Below are 15,906 nucleotides of genomic sequence, written 5' to 3'. Positions count from 1 at the left end.
GGCCGGCTTCGGGTGAGGTTATTGCTCATAGCTGACCAGCCTCATGTACGGCATCAGCGTCCCGGCTCCCGCCAGGTGGGAAGTCCCGCTGTGAGCCAGCAGATAGGCCTGCATTTCGGGATCGATTCGCGCCTCGGCCAAGGCCATGCCCGAACCGGCGGATGGGCCACCGTCGAATGCGGTGAAACCGCTCAAGCCTCTCCAGACGAAAACCGCCATCGCCACCAGGGAAGCCGCGAGCGCGCCGGTCACGATGTGTCTTCGAAAGGTATCGGATGACTTCGCCATTGCGGGGGCCAGAATCGTCGGCTCGACGGCAACCTGGCGCGCCACGCGATCCGCCAGATCACCACCGAGCGGCATCCGGCCCGTGCGGAGCACTTCACCGATCAAGTAATACCGACTCACGACAGAACGGACATCCTCCCGCTTTTCGATCAGCCGGAAATAGTCCTGCGCTTCGGCAAAGCCCATCTCGTTATCCACGAAAACAGAGGCCTTCTGTGCCATATGCTCGTCCAACATCGTTCGGTTCCTGTCCTCTATCAATCGAGTAACGGCCTGAGCCGTTTGTCTATGGCTTCCCTTGCCCTGAAGATACGGCTGCGCACGGTACCCACCGGGCAGCTCATGACTTCTGCGATTTCGTCGTAACTCAGCCCCTCCAGCTCCCTCAGAGTTATAGCCAGCTTAAGTTCTTCCGGCAACTCGTTCAGAGCCGATTGAATCGTGGCCGCCAATTCGTCACTCAACACCGCCGCTTCGGGCGTGTCGACATCCTTTAGACGATAGCCATTCTCGAATTGTTCCGCAGATTCGACGTCGAATTCGTCTTCGCTGGGCCGGCGTGACCGGGTGACAAGGTAGTTTTTTGCTGTATTGATCGCAATGCGGTAGAGCCAGGTATAGAACTGGCTGTCCCCGCGAAACCCCGGCAGCGCTCGATAAGCCTTGATAAAAGCCTCCTGCGCCACATCGAGGGATTCGTAGGGATCCTTGATATAGCGGGAAATGAGCTGGGTGATCTTGTACTGGTACTTTCTGACGAGTAAGTCGAAGGACTTCTTGTCGCCGCGTTGCACCCGCCTGACGAGTTCCTCATCCAGTTGTTCACTCATCTCCATTCCACGGTTCGCCTTGGACATCACACCCTTTCCTTCCGGGAAATCCTCGGAATCGCGGGCATTCACGATCCCCTGCTGGAACGGATAGGCGGAAGCAGGGCTTCGATTATCTTACGTTCGGAAGCGCGCTTCAACGCAAAACCGATTTGCTGTAACATGCCCTTAACACAGCGATACCCATGGACAAGGACATCACCTACGACGCGCTCATCATCGGCAGCGGTGCTTCCGGCCTCAGCTTGGCCTTGCGACTCGCCGACGGCGCGCGAGTCGCCGTCCTGTCGAAGGTTGCCCTGAGCGAAGGCAACACGCGCTACGCCCAGGGCGGCATCTCGGCGGTGCTCGACGCGCAGGACTCCCTCGAATCGCACATCGAAGACACCCTGGTAGCGGGCGCCGGCTTGTGCGATCCGGACGTCGTGCGTTTGGTGGTGTCTCAAGGCAAAGAATGCATCGACTGGCTGCTCCAGCACGGCGTCGCCTTCACCGAAATCGAAAGCACCGATGGTGCCCACCATCTGCACCTGACCCGGGAAGGTGGCCATACCCACCGACGGGTCGTCCACGCAGCCGATGCAACCGGGCAGGTGGTGGAATCCTCGCTGGAGGCGCATGCCCGAGCCCATCCCAATATCGAGCTGTTCGAATACCACAACGTGATCGACCTGATCACCTCGGCCAAACTGGGGCTCTCAGGCCCCCGGCGCGTGTTGGGCGCCTATGTGCTCGATGCCCGGCAGCAACGGATCCGAACGTTCCGCGCCCGCGTCATTGCCCTCGCAACCGGCGGCGCCAGCAAGGTTTATCTCTACACCAGCAATCCCGACGTCTCCACCGGAGACGGCATCGCGCTGGCTTGGCGCGCGGGCGCGCGGGTCGCGAACATGGAGTTCATCCAGTTTCATCCGACTTGCCTTTACCATCCGCACGCTCGTTCCTTTCTCATCTCGGAAGCAGTCCGAGGCGAAGGCGGCCGGTTGCTGCTGCCCGATGGCAGCGCTTTCATGCACCGGTTCGACCCGCGTGGCGAACTGGCTCCGCGCGACATCGTGGCGCGCGCCATCGACCATGAAATGAAGCGACTGGGCGCCGACTGCGTCTACCTCGATATCAGCCACCGGCCGGCCGAGTTCATCCGGAGCCATTTCCCAACGATTCATGCGCGCTGCCTGGAATTGGGCATGGACATGACCCGTGAGCCCATCCCGGTGGTACCGGCCGCCCATTACACTTGCGGAGGGGTGGTGACCGACCGTCTGGCACGGACCGATATCGAAGGGCTCTATGCCGTCGGCGAGGTGGCCTGTACCGGCCTGCACGGCGCCAACCGCATGGCCAGCAACTCGTTGCTGGAGTGCCTGGTGTTCGCCAAGCAGGCGAGCCTGGACATCCTGAACCGGCTGCCGGATATTCCTCTCCCGCCGGCATTGCCGGAGTGGGACGAATCCAAGGTCACGGATTCCGACGAAGAAGTCGTCGTGTCCCATAACTGGGACGAAATCCGGCGCTTCATGTGGGACTACGTCGGCATCGTGCGGACCGACAAACGGCTGCAACGCGCCCTGCACCGGGCGGAGCTGCTCAAGCAGGAAATTGCCGAATACTATGGCAACTTCCGGGTGACCAGCGATCTGCTGGAGCTTCGTAACCTGGTCATCGTCGCCGAACTCATCATCCGCTCGGCCTTGCAAAGGAGGGAGAGCCGCGGACTGCACTTCACCCTCGATTATCCGGCGCCGGACGATAGTCACCCGCCGAAAGACACGGTACTCGTGCCCTAAATCCCCACCTTCAAGCTGACCGGCCGTACATTCGAATCTGGTGAGCGAGGTGCTCGACGTGCTCATCGCGCAGTTGCGCCCAGTCGAAGCGCCAATGCCAGTTGTTGCCCACCGTGCCCGGCGTGTTCATGCGGTGCCCCTGGCCCAATCCCAACACGTCCTGCATGGGCACGATGGCTAGGCGCGCAACCGAAGCCATGGCGGCCTGCACCAGCGCCGCCGGCATGGGCAGTCCCGAACGGCCGAGATAGTCGTAGACATAGCTCTGCCGATCTGCGGACAGCCCCTCGAACCAGGACAGAGTCGTGTCGTTGTCGTGAGTCCCGGTATAGACGACACTGTCCACGGCGTGGTTATGAGGCAGATAAGGATTTTGGGAGCCGCCTTCGAAAGCAAACTGGAGTATCCGCATGCCGGGGATGCGGAAACGCCTACGCAATGATTCTACCTCGGCGGTGATGATGCCCAGATCCTCCGCCACCAGCGGCAGGGACTCGCCGAACACCTCTACGCAACGCGCCAGCAGCGCTTCGCCGGGGGCTTTGACCCAGCGCCCCTCCATCGCCGTTTCCGAGCACGCGGGAATTTCCCAGTACGCTTCGAACCCGCGGAAATGGTCGATACGGATCAGATCGTAGAGCCCAAGCTGGGTGCGCAGCCGGTCGATCCACCAGGAGAAGCCGGAACGCGCCATGTTGTCCCAGTTGTAGTGGGGATTCCCCCAGCGCTGGCCGGTGGCGGAAAAATAATCCGGCGGCACCCCGGCGACGACGCGCGGCTCGCCGTCTTCGCCCAGTTCGAAATAATCCCGCCCGGCCCAGACTTCCGCGCTGTCCGAGGCGACGAAGATCGGCATATCGCCGAACAGGAGGACGCCCAGCCTCTTGGCGTGCTCATGCAAACCGTGCCACTGCTCGAAAAACACGAACTGCTCGAACCGGACCCGGGCTATCGTATTGGCATATAAGGTACAGGCGGAGGCGAGTGCATCGGGTTTTCGGTCCCGCAAGGCCGGGGGCCAGGCCTGCCAGGGCAGGCCGCCGTTGACCTCCTTGAGCGCGGCGTACAAGGCGTAATCGGCCAACCACCAGTCGTTGGCGCTGACGAAATCGCCGAATGCGGAACACAGGGCATCGGAGGTTCCGCGCCGGCGAAAGGATTCGAAGGCTCGGCGCAACGCCCGTTGCCGCGCCGTTACCGGATCGTCGGCGGCGGGGATGGCATCGGCTTCCAGCAGTCCGCGCTCGACCAGCCAGTCCAGTCCTATCAGCAGGGGGTTTCCGGCGTGCACCGAAGTGCATTGGTAGGGCGAGCCGTCCTCGTGGGTCGGATTGATCGGCAGCGTCTGCCATACGGTGACGCCGGCGGCGGCGAGAAAATCCACGAAACGGAAGGCATCCGCCCCCAGGTCCCCGTTTCCCGGACCGCCGGGCAAGGAACTGATGTGGAGCAGAATGCCCGCGCGGCGCCGATCGAAAATTCCGTGAGCATCCATGTAGCTATGACATCAAAAACAACGGGTGGAGCCATACTGCGGCAGGCATGCCCCGGCCGCCGGGCCGGAGAACGGGCCGTCCCGACGGTACCTTCAAGTCTTATCAGCGGTGGAAATGCAGCATCTGGCCGAGACAATCGGGCGTCACCAGCACGATACCATCGGGGCTGACGTAAAATCTCTTGCGGTCCTCTTCGAGATTTTCGCCGATGATGGTGTTGGGCGGGATGTTGCATCCCTTGTCGATCACCGCCCTATTGATGCGGCAATGGCGGCCGACGTTCACGTCGGGCAGGATCACCGAGTCGCGCACCCGCGAGAACGAATTCACCCGTACGTTCGAGAACAGCAAGGAGTGGCGGACGTCGGCGCCGGAGATGACGCATCCGCCCGAGACCATCGAATCCACCGCCATGCCGCGCCGGTCGTCGTCGTCGAACACGAACTTGGCCGGCGGGGTCTGGGCCTGATAGGTCCAGATCGGCCATTCCCGGTCGTAAAGGTTGAGCTCCGGATCGACCCCGATCAGCTCCATGTTGGCGGCCCAGTACGAATCCACCGTCCCCACGTCGCGCCAGTAGGCCTGCACCCCGCTCTGGGCGTTGCGGAAACGGTAGGCGAAGACGCGGTATTTTTGGATGACCTGCGGGATGATGTCCATCCCGAAATCGTGGTTCGAGCCCGGGGTGTCGGCGTCCTTGATGAGCTGCTCGAACAGAAACGCCGTGTTGAAAATGTAGATGCCCATCGAGGCTGCCGCGTGGTCCGGGCGGTTCGGCATGGCCGGCGGGTCGGCGGGCTTCTCGACGAATTTCTGGATACGCTGCTCGGCATCCATCTGCATCACGCCGAACGCACGGGCATCGGCGAGCGGCACCTCCATGCAGCCGATGGTGAGATCGGCCTTCCTTTCCACGTGATAGGCCAGCATCAGGCCGTAGTCCATCTTGTACACGTGATCGCCGGCCAGGATCATGATGAATTCCGGATCGCGCTGGCGGATGATGTCGAGGTTCTGGTACACCGCGTCGGCGGTGCCCGCGTACCAGCTCTCCTGCAGGCGCTGCTGGGCGGGCATGATGTCGATGAACTCGCCCAGTTCACCGCGCAGGAAGCCCCATCCCTGCTGGATGTGGCGGATCAGCGAGTCCGCCTTGTACTGGGTCAGCACGCCGACCTGGCGTATCCCGGAATTGATGCAATTGGACAGGGGGAAGTCGATGATCCGGAACTTGCCGCCGAAAGGTACTGCCGGCTTGGCACGCCATTCGGTCAGTTTTTGCAGCCGGCTGCCGCGCCCTCCGGCGAGGATCAGGGCCAGGGTTTGCCGGGTCAGCCGACTTACGAAACGGGATGGTGGGTGCATCGACTCCGACATATGGGACTCCTATTCCTGTTCCTGACTCGGACATGCGCGGTGGGAAATCTGGTAACATCCTGCCACAGACATCGCATATTCGGCACCGGCGGCCGGCATTGTACTATCAGAAATCTCGCAAAGTGAATCCGAACGGGGAGGAATGCGGTTTGACGGACAGCTCGACCTTGGCAGAACTCTCGCAGGACTTCCAGCGGCTCATCGAAGCCCGCCACCACGATCCTTTCTCGGTGCTGGGCCGTCACCGGCGGAATGAACGGGATATCATCCGCGCTTTCCTGCCCCGTGCCGAAGAAGTGCGCGTCGGCGCCCATGGGCCGGTGTTGGAACGCATCGCCGGCACCGCCCTCTTCGAATGCGAGATCGACCCCCTTGTCGCCGATACCCACTATCGGCTGTACTGGAAGGACTCGACGGGGCATACGCACAGCTTCATCGATCCTTATACCTTTCCTCCCCAGCTGTCCGATTTCGATCTTTATCTTTTCGGCGAAGGCCGGCACTGGAACATCTACCGCACTCTTGGAGCGCATCCGCACAGCGTCGACGGCATCGACGGCATTCTGTTCGCGACCTGGGCACCCAATGCCGAACGCATCAGCGTGGTCGGAGAATTCAATGGCTGGGACGGTCTCCGGCATCCCATGCGGGTGCGGGGCGGCAGCGGCGTCTGGGAGCTGTTCATTCCGGAACTGCAACCGGGCTTGCTGTACAAGTTCGAGATCCGCAACCGGCCGCACGGCACCGTCCATCTCAAGACCGACCCTTACGGACGTCAGTTCGAACTGCGGCCGAACACCGCCTCCATCATCACCCGCGAAAGCGAATACCTCTGGAACGACACGGACTGGCTGGAGCAGCGCAAGGACTGGCCCTGGCTACATCGGCCGCTTTCGGTGTACGAGGTGCACGCCGGCTCCTGGAAGCGTGATCTCGAAGGCGGCTACCTGAACTACCGCGATCTCGCGCATGATCTGGTCGACTACGTCAAATCGGCGGGTTTCAGCCACATCGAGCTGATGCCCATCACGGAGCATCCGCTGGATGCCTCCTGGGGCTACCAGACGACCGGCTATTTCGCCCCCACCAGCCGATTCGGGACGCCCGATGACTTCCGCTATTTCGTCGATTACTGCCATCAACACGGCATCGGCGTCATTCTGGACTGGGTGCCTGCGCATTTTCCGAAAGACGCCCACGGCCTGGCGCGCTTCGACGGCACCGCCCTGTACGAGCACGAAGATCCGCGGCTGGGCGAACACCGCGACTGGGGCACGCTGATCTACAACTACGGCCGCAACGAGGTCAAGAACTTCCTGCTGGGCAGCGCGCTGTTCTGGCTGGAGGAATTCCACCTCGACGGCCTGCGCGTCGATGCCGTTGCCTCGATGCTCTATCTCGATTATTCGCGCCAACCGGGCGACTGGATACCCAACAAGTACGGCGGCAACGAAAACCTGGAGGCCATTGCCTTCCTGCGCGACCTCAATACCGTCGTGCACCAGCAGTTTCCGGGCGTGCTGGTCGTGGCGGAGGAATCGACCGCCTGGCCGCAGGTCACCCGGCCGACCTGGACCGGTGGCCTGGGCTTCTCCATGAAATGGAACATGGGCTGGATGCACGACATTCTGGTCTACATGAGCAAGGATCCGGTACACCGGCACTACCATCACGACCAGCTCACCTTCGGGCTGCTGTACGCCTTCACCGAAAACTTCGTCCTGCCCTTCTCCCACGACGAGGTCGTCCATGGCAAGGGCTCGATGCTGGCGAAGATGCCGGGCGACGAATGGCGGCGCTTCGCCAATCTGCGCGCCCTATATACCATGATGTTCACCTACCCCGGCAAGAAGCTGCTGTTCATGGGCTGCGAATTCGCCCAAACCGGTGAGTGGAACCATACCACGGCGCTGGACTGGCCTCTCTTGGAAGCGCCGCTGCACCGCGGTATGCTGCGATTGGTGAGTGATCTCAATCGCCTTTACTGTGGCATATCCGCGCTCTACGCCTACGATTTCGAGAGCCAGGGCTTCGAGTGGATAGACAGCCACGATGCGGCGCAGTCGGTCATCAGCTACCTTCGCCGCGACGATGACAGTCACGTGGTCGTCGTCCTGAACTTCACCCCGGTACCGCGCCACAATTACCGCATCGGCGTGCCGGAGCCCGTTCAATACCGGGAAATCTTCAATTCCGACGCCGAATGCTACGGCGGCGCCAACCTCGGCAACTGGAAAATCGAAACCGAAACCGTGGAATGGATGGGACGGGCGCAGTCCCTCGTGCTGACCCTGCCCCCCTTGGCCGGCATCGTGCTAGCCCCGGTCACGCCGTCGACCGAAGAAACGACCGGGACACCAGCAGACGAATGAAAGTCCTATTCGTCTCCAGCGAGGTCTTCCCCCTGATGAAGACCGGCGGCCTTGCGGATGTGTCCGGCAGCCTGCCGGCGGCGTTATCGGCCCTGGGGCACGACGTGCGTATCCTGATGCCCGCCTATCCGGAGGCCATCGCCGCTGCGGAAACCCCGAAGGAACTGAGCCTGCGTCAGTCGGGCAGCCAGCTGACCCTGCTGTCGACGCGGTTGCCTGGAACGGCCGTCCCTCTCTGGCTCCTGGATGCCCCGGCCTCGTTCGGCCGTTTCGGCAATCCGTATCTGGCGCCCAATGGCGCGCCCTGGCCCGACAACGCCGAACGCTTCGCGCTGCTCGCCCGCGTCGCCGTCGACCTGACCCAGGACCGGCTCGGCCTCGGCTGGAAACCCGATGTCGTCCATTGCAACGACTGGCAGACCGGGCTGATCCCACCGCTCTTGAGCGACGAACCGAACCGGCCCGCGGTCGTGTTCACCGTGCACAATCTCGCCTACCAGGGCCTGTTTCCCTACGATACCTTCCAGCGCCTGGCGCTGCCGCCACGCCTTTGGAAGATGGAAGCGCTGGAGTTCTACGGCCAGCTTTCCTTCATCAAGGGCGGCCTGGTTTTCGCCGATCGCATCAATACCGTGAGCCCGAGCTATGCCCGAGAAATCCAGACGCCGGAGTTCGGCTGCGGGCTGGATGGCCTGCTGAGGAACCGGCGGGCATGCCTCAGTGGCATCCTCAACGGCATCGACGACATCGCCTGGAATCCGGCAACCGATCCCTACCTCGCTGCGACTTACGGCCCGGAGACCCTGGAGCGCAAACGCGCCAACCGCACGGCCCTCAGGCAAAAGTTCGGCCTGCCGGATGATCCGGACATCGCCGTCCTGGGCATGGTGGGCCGGCTGGTCGAACAGAAAGGTATCGACCTGCTGATCGACATCCTGGACGATCTGCTCCAGTTGCCGATCCAACTGGTGGTCCTGGGCAGCGGCAACAAGGCATTCGAACACGCCCTCGAACGGGCGGCTGCAGCCTGCCCGGAACGCCTCGCCGTCACCATCGGCTATGACGAGCCGCTGGCCCATCTCATCGAGGCCGGCGCCGACATGTTTCTGATGCCCTCGCGTTTCGAGCCCTGCGGATTGAACCAGCTCTATAGCCAACGCTATGGCACCGTGCCCATCGTGCGCAAGGTGGGCGGACTGGCCGATACCGTCGATGACGCCACGCCCGAGCGCCTGGCCGCCGGCCAAGCCAGCGGAATCGTGTTCGAACCGGCCAAGCCGGCCTTCCTGCTGGAAGCGGTCCTCCGGGCGCTGACGCTGTACCGAGCACCCGAGGTGTGGCGGACGATCTGCCAATGCGGCATGCGCAAGGATTTCTCCTGGCGCAAGAGCGCATCCCAGTACGTCGAACTCTACCGGGAAGCTCAGACCGAATTGAATGCCGACCGCTGCGCCGCCTGATTCGGCACGGCCGAAGCCGAATCAGGCGGCGCCGTAACGCGTCCTGATACGCTCCCGGTTCAGCGCCAGCCACTGTAGGCCGATGATGGGGATGGCCGAGCGGATGCGCCCTTCGCCGAGCAGGACCATCGCTTCGGCAAAATCGACCACGCTGACCAGGATGTCCTCATGCTCTTCGGCCAGGCCATGGATGCCGCCGAGACCGGCGGAATCGACGATGCCGCAATAGAGGGCAATGCTTTCGGAACAGCCGCCGGGCGTGGTGAAAAACTCGGACACGGGGATAAGCTCGCGGATTCGGCTTCCGGCCTCCTCCATGGTCTCGCGGTGCGCCACCTCATCCGGATGTTCGCCCGGCTCCACGGCGCCGGCGACGATTTCCAGCAGCCAGGGATTCTCCCCCGACTTGAGGGGCCCGACGCGAAACTGTTCGATAAGCACCACCCGGTCGGCCATCGGATCATAAGGAACGACCGCCACGCAACGGCTTCGATGATACAGCTCGCGCGTCAAGACCTCGCTCCAGCCACCGCCGTGCAAGGTATGGCGCAAATGCATCCGCAACAGCGTGAAGAATCCCCCGTGGAGCCGCTCTTCCCGCAGGATTTCGAAATCGCGGGCCATCAGTACAGGCGCGGCGAGGACATGGACAGATTTCTGAGAGCGGTGCCCAGGCTTGCGCCCAGTTGCTGGGAGAGGCGGTCCAGCCACGTCTCCCTGTGCGAGTAGTTCACGATTTTCTTGGCCCCGATCACCGTCTCGGCCACCTGATGCAGTTCGCCGACGTCGTCGGCCAGACCCAGCTCGATGCCCTCGGCGCCGGTCCAGACCAGACCCGAAAAGAGTTCCGGCTCGTCCTTGAGGCGATCACCGCGCCCGGTCTTCACCGCCGTGATGAACTGCTGGTGGATGCCATTCAGCAATTGCTGCACATGCCGTTTTTCGGCGGGATCGACGGGACCGAACGGATCGAGTATCGCCTTGTGGTCGCCCGCGGTCATCACCCGGCGCTCCACGCCCAGTTTCTCCAACGTGCCGACGAAGCCGAAACCGTTCATGATGACGCCGATCGAACCGATGATGCTGGCCGGATTGACAAAAATCTTGTCCGTGGCCGAGGCAATGTAATAGCCGCCCGAAGCGCACAGGTCGGACACGACGGCATAGACCGGCAGCGCCGGATGTTCCTTCTTGATCCTGCGGATCTCATCGTATACGTAGGCCGATTGCACCGGACTCCCGCCCGGCGTATTCATCCTCAGCACGATGCCTTTCACGCCCTTGGCCTCGGCCGCCTCGCGCAGTCCCTCGATGATGGTGTCGGCGTCGATCTCGCCGCCTTCGACGATGGTGCCGATCACGTCGACCACGGCCGTATGAGCCTCACCGGCACCGGACAGACCATCCTGTGACAGCGGCTTGAGCGTCAGCAGGAAAGTCAGCCCGATCACCGCCACGAGGAAGGCCCGGAATATCAGGTTCCACCGCCGTGCCTTCCGCTGTTCCACCAATGCTTCGAGCAGTAGCTTTTCCAACAGTTCCCGCTCCCAACCCGGCGCCGGACGAGCCGATTCGGTCGATGACTCGAGTGTGGAATCCTCATTCATACGTCTTGAGCCTTCTGGAATAAAAAAAAGGGGAAAGGATGCCGAAGAATGCGCGGCCGGGAAGAACTTAAAGTCTGACGGCCATCAGAAAATCAGCGAGGTCCGACTCCAGCGGCGCCTCGATGCGAACTTCCCGACCGCTGCGGGGATGCGTGAATCCGAGCGTGGCGGCGTGCAGGAACAGCCGTTTCAGGCCGCGCTGGCGGAATGCCTGATTGAGGCCGGCGTCGCCATACCGCTCATCGCCCGCCAGCGGATGGCCCAGCGAGCGGGCATGCACGCGGATCTGATGGGTGCGGCCGGTGACCGGCCTGGCTTCCACCAGCGTCGCGCCGGAAAGCAGCTCCAACCGGCGGAACACCGTGACCGCCGCTTTTCCCTCAGCCGCAATCTTTACCATGCGCTCGCCGCTCTGCAGGACGTTCTTGAGCAAGGGAGCGTCCACCACTTGCCGCTGGCGCGTCCAGACGCCGCTCAACAGGGCAAGGTAGGTCTTTTCCACACCGTCCCCCCGAAACTGCTCGTGCAACTGGCGCAGCATCGAACGCCGCTTGGCGATCAGCAGACAGCCGGAGGTGTCGCGGTCCAGCCGATGCACCAGTTCGAGAAACCGCGCCCCTTCACGCACTGCGCGCAGCCCCTCGATCACGCCGAAGCTGAGCCCGCTGCCGCCATGCACCGCCATGCCGGGGGGCTTGTTGACGACCAGAATATCCTCGTCCTCGTAAAGCACCCGGTTTTCCAGCCGCTCCCTCAGCCAGGGCGCCGGCCGTTCAGGCTCCGACGCTACAGCGACCCGCACCGGCGGCACGCGCACCACATCTCCCGTGCTCAGCCGCTGCTGCGCCTTGCTCCGTCCCCCGTTGATGCGCACCTGCCCGGTCCGCAAGATGCGGTACACATGGCTCTTGGGCACGCCCTTCAAGCGTGAAAACAGAAAATTGTCGATGCGCTGACCGGCAGCTTCGGCGTCGACTTCGATCAGGCGAGGCTGGTTCGGGTCTTGCAGGAGAGATTTCATCGCAAAAATCATATCAGCTTTACACCTTAAATTGATGCTTTTGCTGAAGATTGCTATAGTCTGTCTGGCATTTCGCCGACCACGCGCCTTACGGCATACGTCACCTCCGGTGAAAGCCCCAAAGAATTGTTGAACGAATGAACCGGTGCATCGCCGGAAAACGCGGGTGCGGCCGACGCGCAAGTCGCGCGGGCCGAAGCGTGGAAAAGCAGGCGATGTCTGGCCGGTATCCGATATACAAATCAAGACCAGGGTTTGGATGCTCGACCCTTGACGAGCTCAAGAGACACATTTTCAAACAAACATTAGTATCCGCCGGGCCGGCCTTCGGGCCGAGCGGACTGGCCGTGTTTTCGCACGGTGTGAAAGTGGACGGGCCATTCCGAAAAGACCTCGCGGAACGCGGGTTCATGGCCAGCATCACGCAACATACCGTTCGCCGAATGGGACCGGCGCCGGAACCACCCGGTTCCCCGGCAACCCATCCTTAACACACAGGGCACCGGGATACCCATCATCCGATCGATCGCTTCGATACCGCGAACCTGACAAGAGCATTCGCATGATAGAAGAAACAGAACAGGAAGGGATGTTGGAGAAATCCTGCGGCACCACCGGTTCAGGCGGTTCTCCAGCAAGAACGCCCAAGGAATCCATTGATGAAAAGAATGTTGATCAACGCCACGCAACCCGAGGAACTGCGGGTCGCGCTGGTCGATGGACAAAAGCTTTATGACTTCGACATAGAAATCCCTTCGAGGGAGCAGAAAAAAGCCAATATCTACAAGGGCCTGATTACCCGCGTCGAGCCGAGTCTCGAAGCGGCGTTCGTCAATTTCGGGGCGGAGCGGCACGGCTTCCTGCCGTTCAAGGAAATCCTGCCGAAATATCTCAGCGCGACCGGCGAGGAATCCGTCTCCCGCCGGGAAATCAAGGACGTCCTCAAGGAAGGCCAGGAAGTCGTGGTCCAGGTCGAAAAGGAGGAACGCGGCACCAAGGGCGCGGCGCTGACCACCTACATCAGCCTGGCCGGCAGCTACCTCGTGCTGATGCCGAACAACCCCAAGGCGGGCGGAATTTCCCGCCGCATCGAGGGCGATGTCCGGTCCGACATGAAGGAGACGCTGAGCCAGCTCCAGATCCCCGACGACATGGGGGTGATCATCCGCACCGCAGGCGGCGGCAAAACGGTCGAGGAACTGCAGTGGGACCTCGATTATCTGCTGCAACTGTGGGAGGCGATCGAACGCTCGACCCGCGAAAAGCCGGCCCCCTTCCTGATTTTCCAGGAAAGCAACGTCATCATCCGAGCGTTGCGCGACCATCTGCGCAGCGACATCGACGAAATCCTGGTCGACAACCCGTCTACCTTCAGGCTGGTGCACAGCTTCCTGCAGCAGGTCATGCCGCAGTTCATCAACAAGGCGCGCTTGTATCAGGACAACGTGCCTCTGTTCAGCCGCTACCAGATCGAGAGCCAGATCGAGACCGCCTATTCCCGCGAAGTACCCCTGCCTTCCGGCGGCGCCATCGTCATCGACCACACCGAGGCCCTGACGACCATCGACATCAATTCCGCGCGGGCCACCAAGGGCGGCGACATCGAAGAAACCGCGCTGAACACCAATCTCGAGGCCGCCGACGAGATCGCCCGGCAGCTGCGCCTGCGCGATCTGGGCGGGCTGTTCGTGATCGATTTCATCGACATGATGGCTGCGCGTAATCAGCGCGCCGTGGAGAACCGTCTGCGCGAAGCGGTACGTGTCGACCGCGCACGCATCCAGCTCGGCCGCATATCCCGCTTCGGACTGATGGAAATGTCGCGCCAGCGCCTGCGGCCATCGCTCATCGAAACCGCATTGTTGACCTGCCCGCGCTGCAAGGGCCAGGGGACGATACGCAGCGTCGAATCGCTGGCCCTGTCCATCCTCCGCGTCCTGGAGGAGGAAACGATGAAAAAGAACACCGACCGGATCATCGCCCAATTGCCGGTCGAGTCGGCCACCTATCTGCTGAACGAGAAACGCGCCGCGCTTCAGCAAATCGAAACCCGGCACAACGTGGCCATCACCATCGTCCCCAATCCGCACCTCGAGACCCCCAATTACGACATCCAGCGGATCCGGAGCGGCGGACCCGGCGCGGAAGAGGAAACCCGCAAAAGCAGTTACCAGCTGATTTCGGAAAAATCGCCCGAATCCCCGAAATCCGTTCGGGGACCCGGTGCGTCCTCGGAAGCCCCCGCCGTCCGGGAATTCATTCCCGCCTCCCCCCAGCCCAGCGGTGGTGAGCAGCGCATCCAGGCTCAGCCGGGCCAGCCCGGCGGCGGACTGATCAAGCGCTTCCTCAACATCCTGACCGGCCAGCGCATCGAAGACCAGCCCTCCTCTGAAGCGGCCCGGTCTTCGGCGGGGCTGGCCCTGCCGGCGCCGTTCGTGCAGCCGGCCAAGACGTCCGGCGAGCCGGAAGGAGGCGGCGCTGCTTCGACGGAAGAAAGCGAACGCTTCGGCGGCCAGCGCCGTCGCGAACGCGACGGCGGCCGACGCGGCGCCGGCAATCGCCGAAAGCACCCGGCACAGCGGGACGACGCTGGCGACAGACGCCACAGCGGGGTGACGGCAGAAACGGAGACCGTCCAGGAACCGGCAACGGCGGAACCGCAACAGACCGGGCAAGAGAACCGGACGAAACCCCAGGAGGGCCGCGGTCGTCGCCAGGAGGGTCGCGGTCAGCGGCGCCGGGCTACGGCTGAGCCCGTCGACATGCCGCTGGAAGAAGCGGCGGCCGGGGCGGCAATGCCGGAAGACTCGGCTGGCGCAGCGGATTCGAAGGAACGGGTCCCGGCCCTCGAGCCGGTCGCTCCCGCAGATGCCGGTGAACGCTCAGAGGAAGGCGAGACTGTCGATGTCGAAACAGCCGAGGAAGACCTGGCGGAAGCGGAGTTTCGCCCCCGGTCTTCACGGTCGCGCCGGGGCGGCATCCGGCGGCGTGGCCGTGGCAGGCGGGATCGCCGGCCGGTGGCACCGGGTGAACAGGAGGCCGGCGAAGCTCCCGACGCCACCCACCCCGATGGGGAAAAGGACGGCCCCGAACGCGATGTCGCGGAACCCGGCTCTGACCCGGCCGCACCTCGGGAAACAAGCGATCACCGCACCGTGCTCTCCTCCCCTGAAGCCTCCCCCGCCCACGTGGAACGGGAAGTACGCCTGGACTACCCTCCGGAAGCGGAATACCGTGCTCCCGGTCTGCCGCCCCGAGCGAGGGAGGAGCAAAGGCAGGATCCTGAACCTCGGGAAGAGCGCAGCGATTTCCCCCCCTCTACAGAACGCGGAGCGGATTCCCCGGACTGATCGGTATCCGCCGGGCAGGGGCCAGCGTTCCGTGCCCGGCGGGCGTCATCAGCCCCGAATGATCGGTGGGGCATGTTCCTCCCTTCCGGATTCGTCAGGGAACCTGGCTTCCAAAGCCGGTGTCACACCGGCCCCTCTGAAATCCGCGCCGCTCGGCGAATCCCCGAAATCCCCTCTTCCGCTCGAGCTGGAAACAAGGCCGGTCCGCCCGACCGGTGGCGAAAGTGAACGACGGACCTTCCCATCCAAGCCAGCAGGACAACGAGGAACCCGAACGAGCCCCCGAAGAGCGGCATCGCCACCCGATTTCACGGCGTC

At 62.8% G+C, this 15,906-nt stretch carries 11 protein-coding genes; 4 read left to right on the top strand and 7 right to left on the bottom strand.

Translation table 11 applies throughout. The features are described from left to right. Window positions 1–18 precede the first annotated feature (18 nt). Window positions 19–525 (bottom strand): sigma-E factor negative regulatory protein, encoded by a 507-nt coding sequence (locus GNH96_RS09335; protein ID WP_169603424.1) that lies wholly within the window; start codon window positions 523–525, stop codon window positions 19–21. A gap of 20 nt (window positions 526–545) precedes the next feature. After that, on the bottom strand, window positions 546–1,145 hold the full coding sequence (gene rpoE / locus GNH96_RS09330) for an RNA polymerase sigma factor RpoE (protein ID WP_456085589.1): 600 nt from the start codon (window positions 1,143–1,145) through the stop codon (window positions 546–548). 158 nt (window positions 1,146–1,303) lie between these two features. Here rpoE and nadB point away from each other — a divergent pair, with 158 nt between their 5' ends. After that, window positions 1,304–2,905 (top strand): L-aspartate oxidase, encoded by a 1,602-nt coding sequence (nadB, locus tag GNH96_RS09325; protein ID WP_169603423.1) that lies wholly within the window; start codon window positions 1,304–1,306, stop codon window positions 2,903–2,905. A gap of 10 nt (window positions 2,906–2,915) precedes the next feature. Here the strand turns inward: nadB and malQ are convergent, their stop codons facing one another. Continuing rightward, entirely contained in the window at window positions 2,916–4,400 is a 1,485-nt protein-coding gene (gene malQ / locus GNH96_RS09320) for a 4-alpha-glucanotransferase (protein ID WP_169603422.1), read from the bottom strand. A 103-nt stretch (window positions 4,401–4,503) separates the two neighbouring features. Beyond that, the gene (glgC, locus tag GNH96_RS09315; protein ID WP_169603421.1) at window positions 4,504–5,778 is read right to left on the bottom strand and encodes a glucose-1-phosphate adenylyltransferase; all 1,275 of its coding nucleotides are present in this window, start codon (window positions 5,776–5,778) and stop codon (window positions 4,504–4,506) included. A 149-nt stretch (window positions 5,779–5,927) separates the two neighbouring features. Here glgC and glgB point away from each other — a divergent pair, with 149 nt between their 5' ends. Further along, the gene (gene glgB, locus GNH96_RS09310; RefSeq protein ID WP_169603420.1) at window positions 5,928–8,150 is read left to right on the top strand and encodes a 1,4-alpha-glucan branching protein GlgB; all 2,223 of its coding nucleotides are present in this window, start codon (window positions 5,928–5,930) and stop codon (window positions 8,148–8,150) included. Then, window positions 8,147–9,610 carry a glycogen synthase GlgA gene (glgA, locus tag GNH96_RS09305; protein WP_169603419.1) on the top strand — a complete coding sequence of 488 codons (1,464 nt, stop codon included), beginning with the start codon at window positions 8,147–8,149 and terminating at the stop codon, window positions 9,608–9,610. Before glgB ends, glgA begins: the two co-directional genes overlap by 4 nt. A 21-nt stretch (window positions 9,611–9,631) precedes the next feature. Here the strand turns inward: glgA and GNH96_RS09300 are convergent, their stop codons facing one another. From GNH96_RS09300 to rluC, 3 genes are all read right to left on the bottom strand, one after another. After that, the gene (locus GNH96_RS09300) at window positions 9,632–10,234 is read right to left on the bottom strand and encodes an NUDIX domain-containing protein (RefSeq protein WP_169603418.1); all 603 of its coding nucleotides are present in this window, start codon (window positions 10,232–10,234) and stop codon (window positions 9,632–9,634) included. Continuing rightward, on the bottom strand, window positions 10,234–11,217 hold the full coding sequence (gene sppA, locus GNH96_RS09295) for a signal peptide peptidase SppA (protein ID WP_169603417.1): 984 nt from the start codon (window positions 11,215–11,217) through the stop codon (window positions 10,234–10,236). The genes GNH96_RS09300 and sppA overlap by 1 nt, the downstream gene beginning before the upstream one ends. Window positions 11,218–11,284: 67 nt before the next feature. After that, window positions 11,285–12,238, bottom strand: coding sequence for a 23S rRNA pseudouridine(955/2504/2580) synthase RluC (gene rluC / locus GNH96_RS09290; protein ID WP_169603416.1), 954 nt, complete (start codon window positions 12,236–12,238; stop codon window positions 11,285–11,287). A gap of 659 nt (window positions 12,239–12,897) precedes the next feature. On the opposite strand from rluC, the gene GNH96_RS09285 reads away from it, so the two are divergent. Beyond that, complete coding sequence (locus GNH96_RS09285) at window positions 12,898–15,588, top strand: Rne/Rng family ribonuclease (protein WP_169603415.1); 2,691 nt, start codon at window positions 12,898–12,900, stop codon at window positions 15,586–15,588. Window positions 15,589–15,906: the final 318 nt, after the last annotated feature.

Origin of the sequence: Methylococcus geothermalis (assembly GCF_012769535.1) — a bacterium.
Classification (GTDB): Bacteria; Pseudomonadota; Gammaproteobacteria; order Methylococcales; family Methylococcaceae; genus Methylococcus; species Methylococcus geothermalis.
The sequence above is the reverse complement of the archived record's forward strand: the minus strand, read 5'-3'. Positions and strand labels throughout refer to the sequence as shown.

What these genes read in the sequence shown, in the direction of transcription:
- GNH96_RS09335 (WP_169603424.1), bottom strand. Translation starts at nt 525, where the DNA reads ATGTTGGACGAGCATATGGCACAGAAGGCCTCTGTTTTCGTGGATAAC.
- rpoE (WP_456085589.1), bottom strand. Translation starts at nt 1,145, where the DNA reads ATGTCCAAGGCGAACCGTGGAATGGAGATGAGTGAACAACTGGATGAG.
- nadB (WP_169603423.1), top strand. Translation starts at nt 1,304, where the DNA reads ATGGACAAGGACATCACCTACGACGCGCTCATCATCGGCAGCGGTGCT.
- malQ (WP_169603422.1), bottom strand. Translation starts at nt 4,400, where the DNA reads ATGGATGCTCACGGAATTTTCGATCGGCGCCGCGCGGGCATTCTGCTC.
- glgC (WP_169603421.1), bottom strand. Translation starts at nt 5,778, where the DNA reads ATGTCGGAGTCGATGCACCCACCATCCCGTTTCGTAAGTCGGCTGACC.
- glgA (WP_169603419.1), top strand. Translation starts at nt 8,147, where the DNA reads ATGAAAGTCCTATTCGTCTCCAGCGAGGTCTTCCCCCTGATGAAGACC.
- GNH96_RS09300 (WP_169603418.1), bottom strand. Translation starts at nt 10,234, where the DNA reads ATGGCCCGCGATTTCGAAATCCTGCGGGAAGAGCGGCTCCACGGGGGA.
- sppA (WP_169603417.1), bottom strand. Translation starts at nt 11,217, where the DNA reads ATGAATGAGGATTCCACACTCGAGTCATCGACCGAATCGGCTCGTCCG.
- rluC (WP_169603416.1), bottom strand. Translation starts at nt 12,238, where the DNA reads ATGAAATCTCTCCTGCAAGACCCGAACCAGCCTCGCCTGATCGAAGTC.
- GNH96_RS09285 (WP_169603415.1), top strand. Translation starts at nt 12,898, where the DNA reads ATGAAAAGAATGTTGATCAACGCCACGCAACCCGAGGAACTGCGGGTC.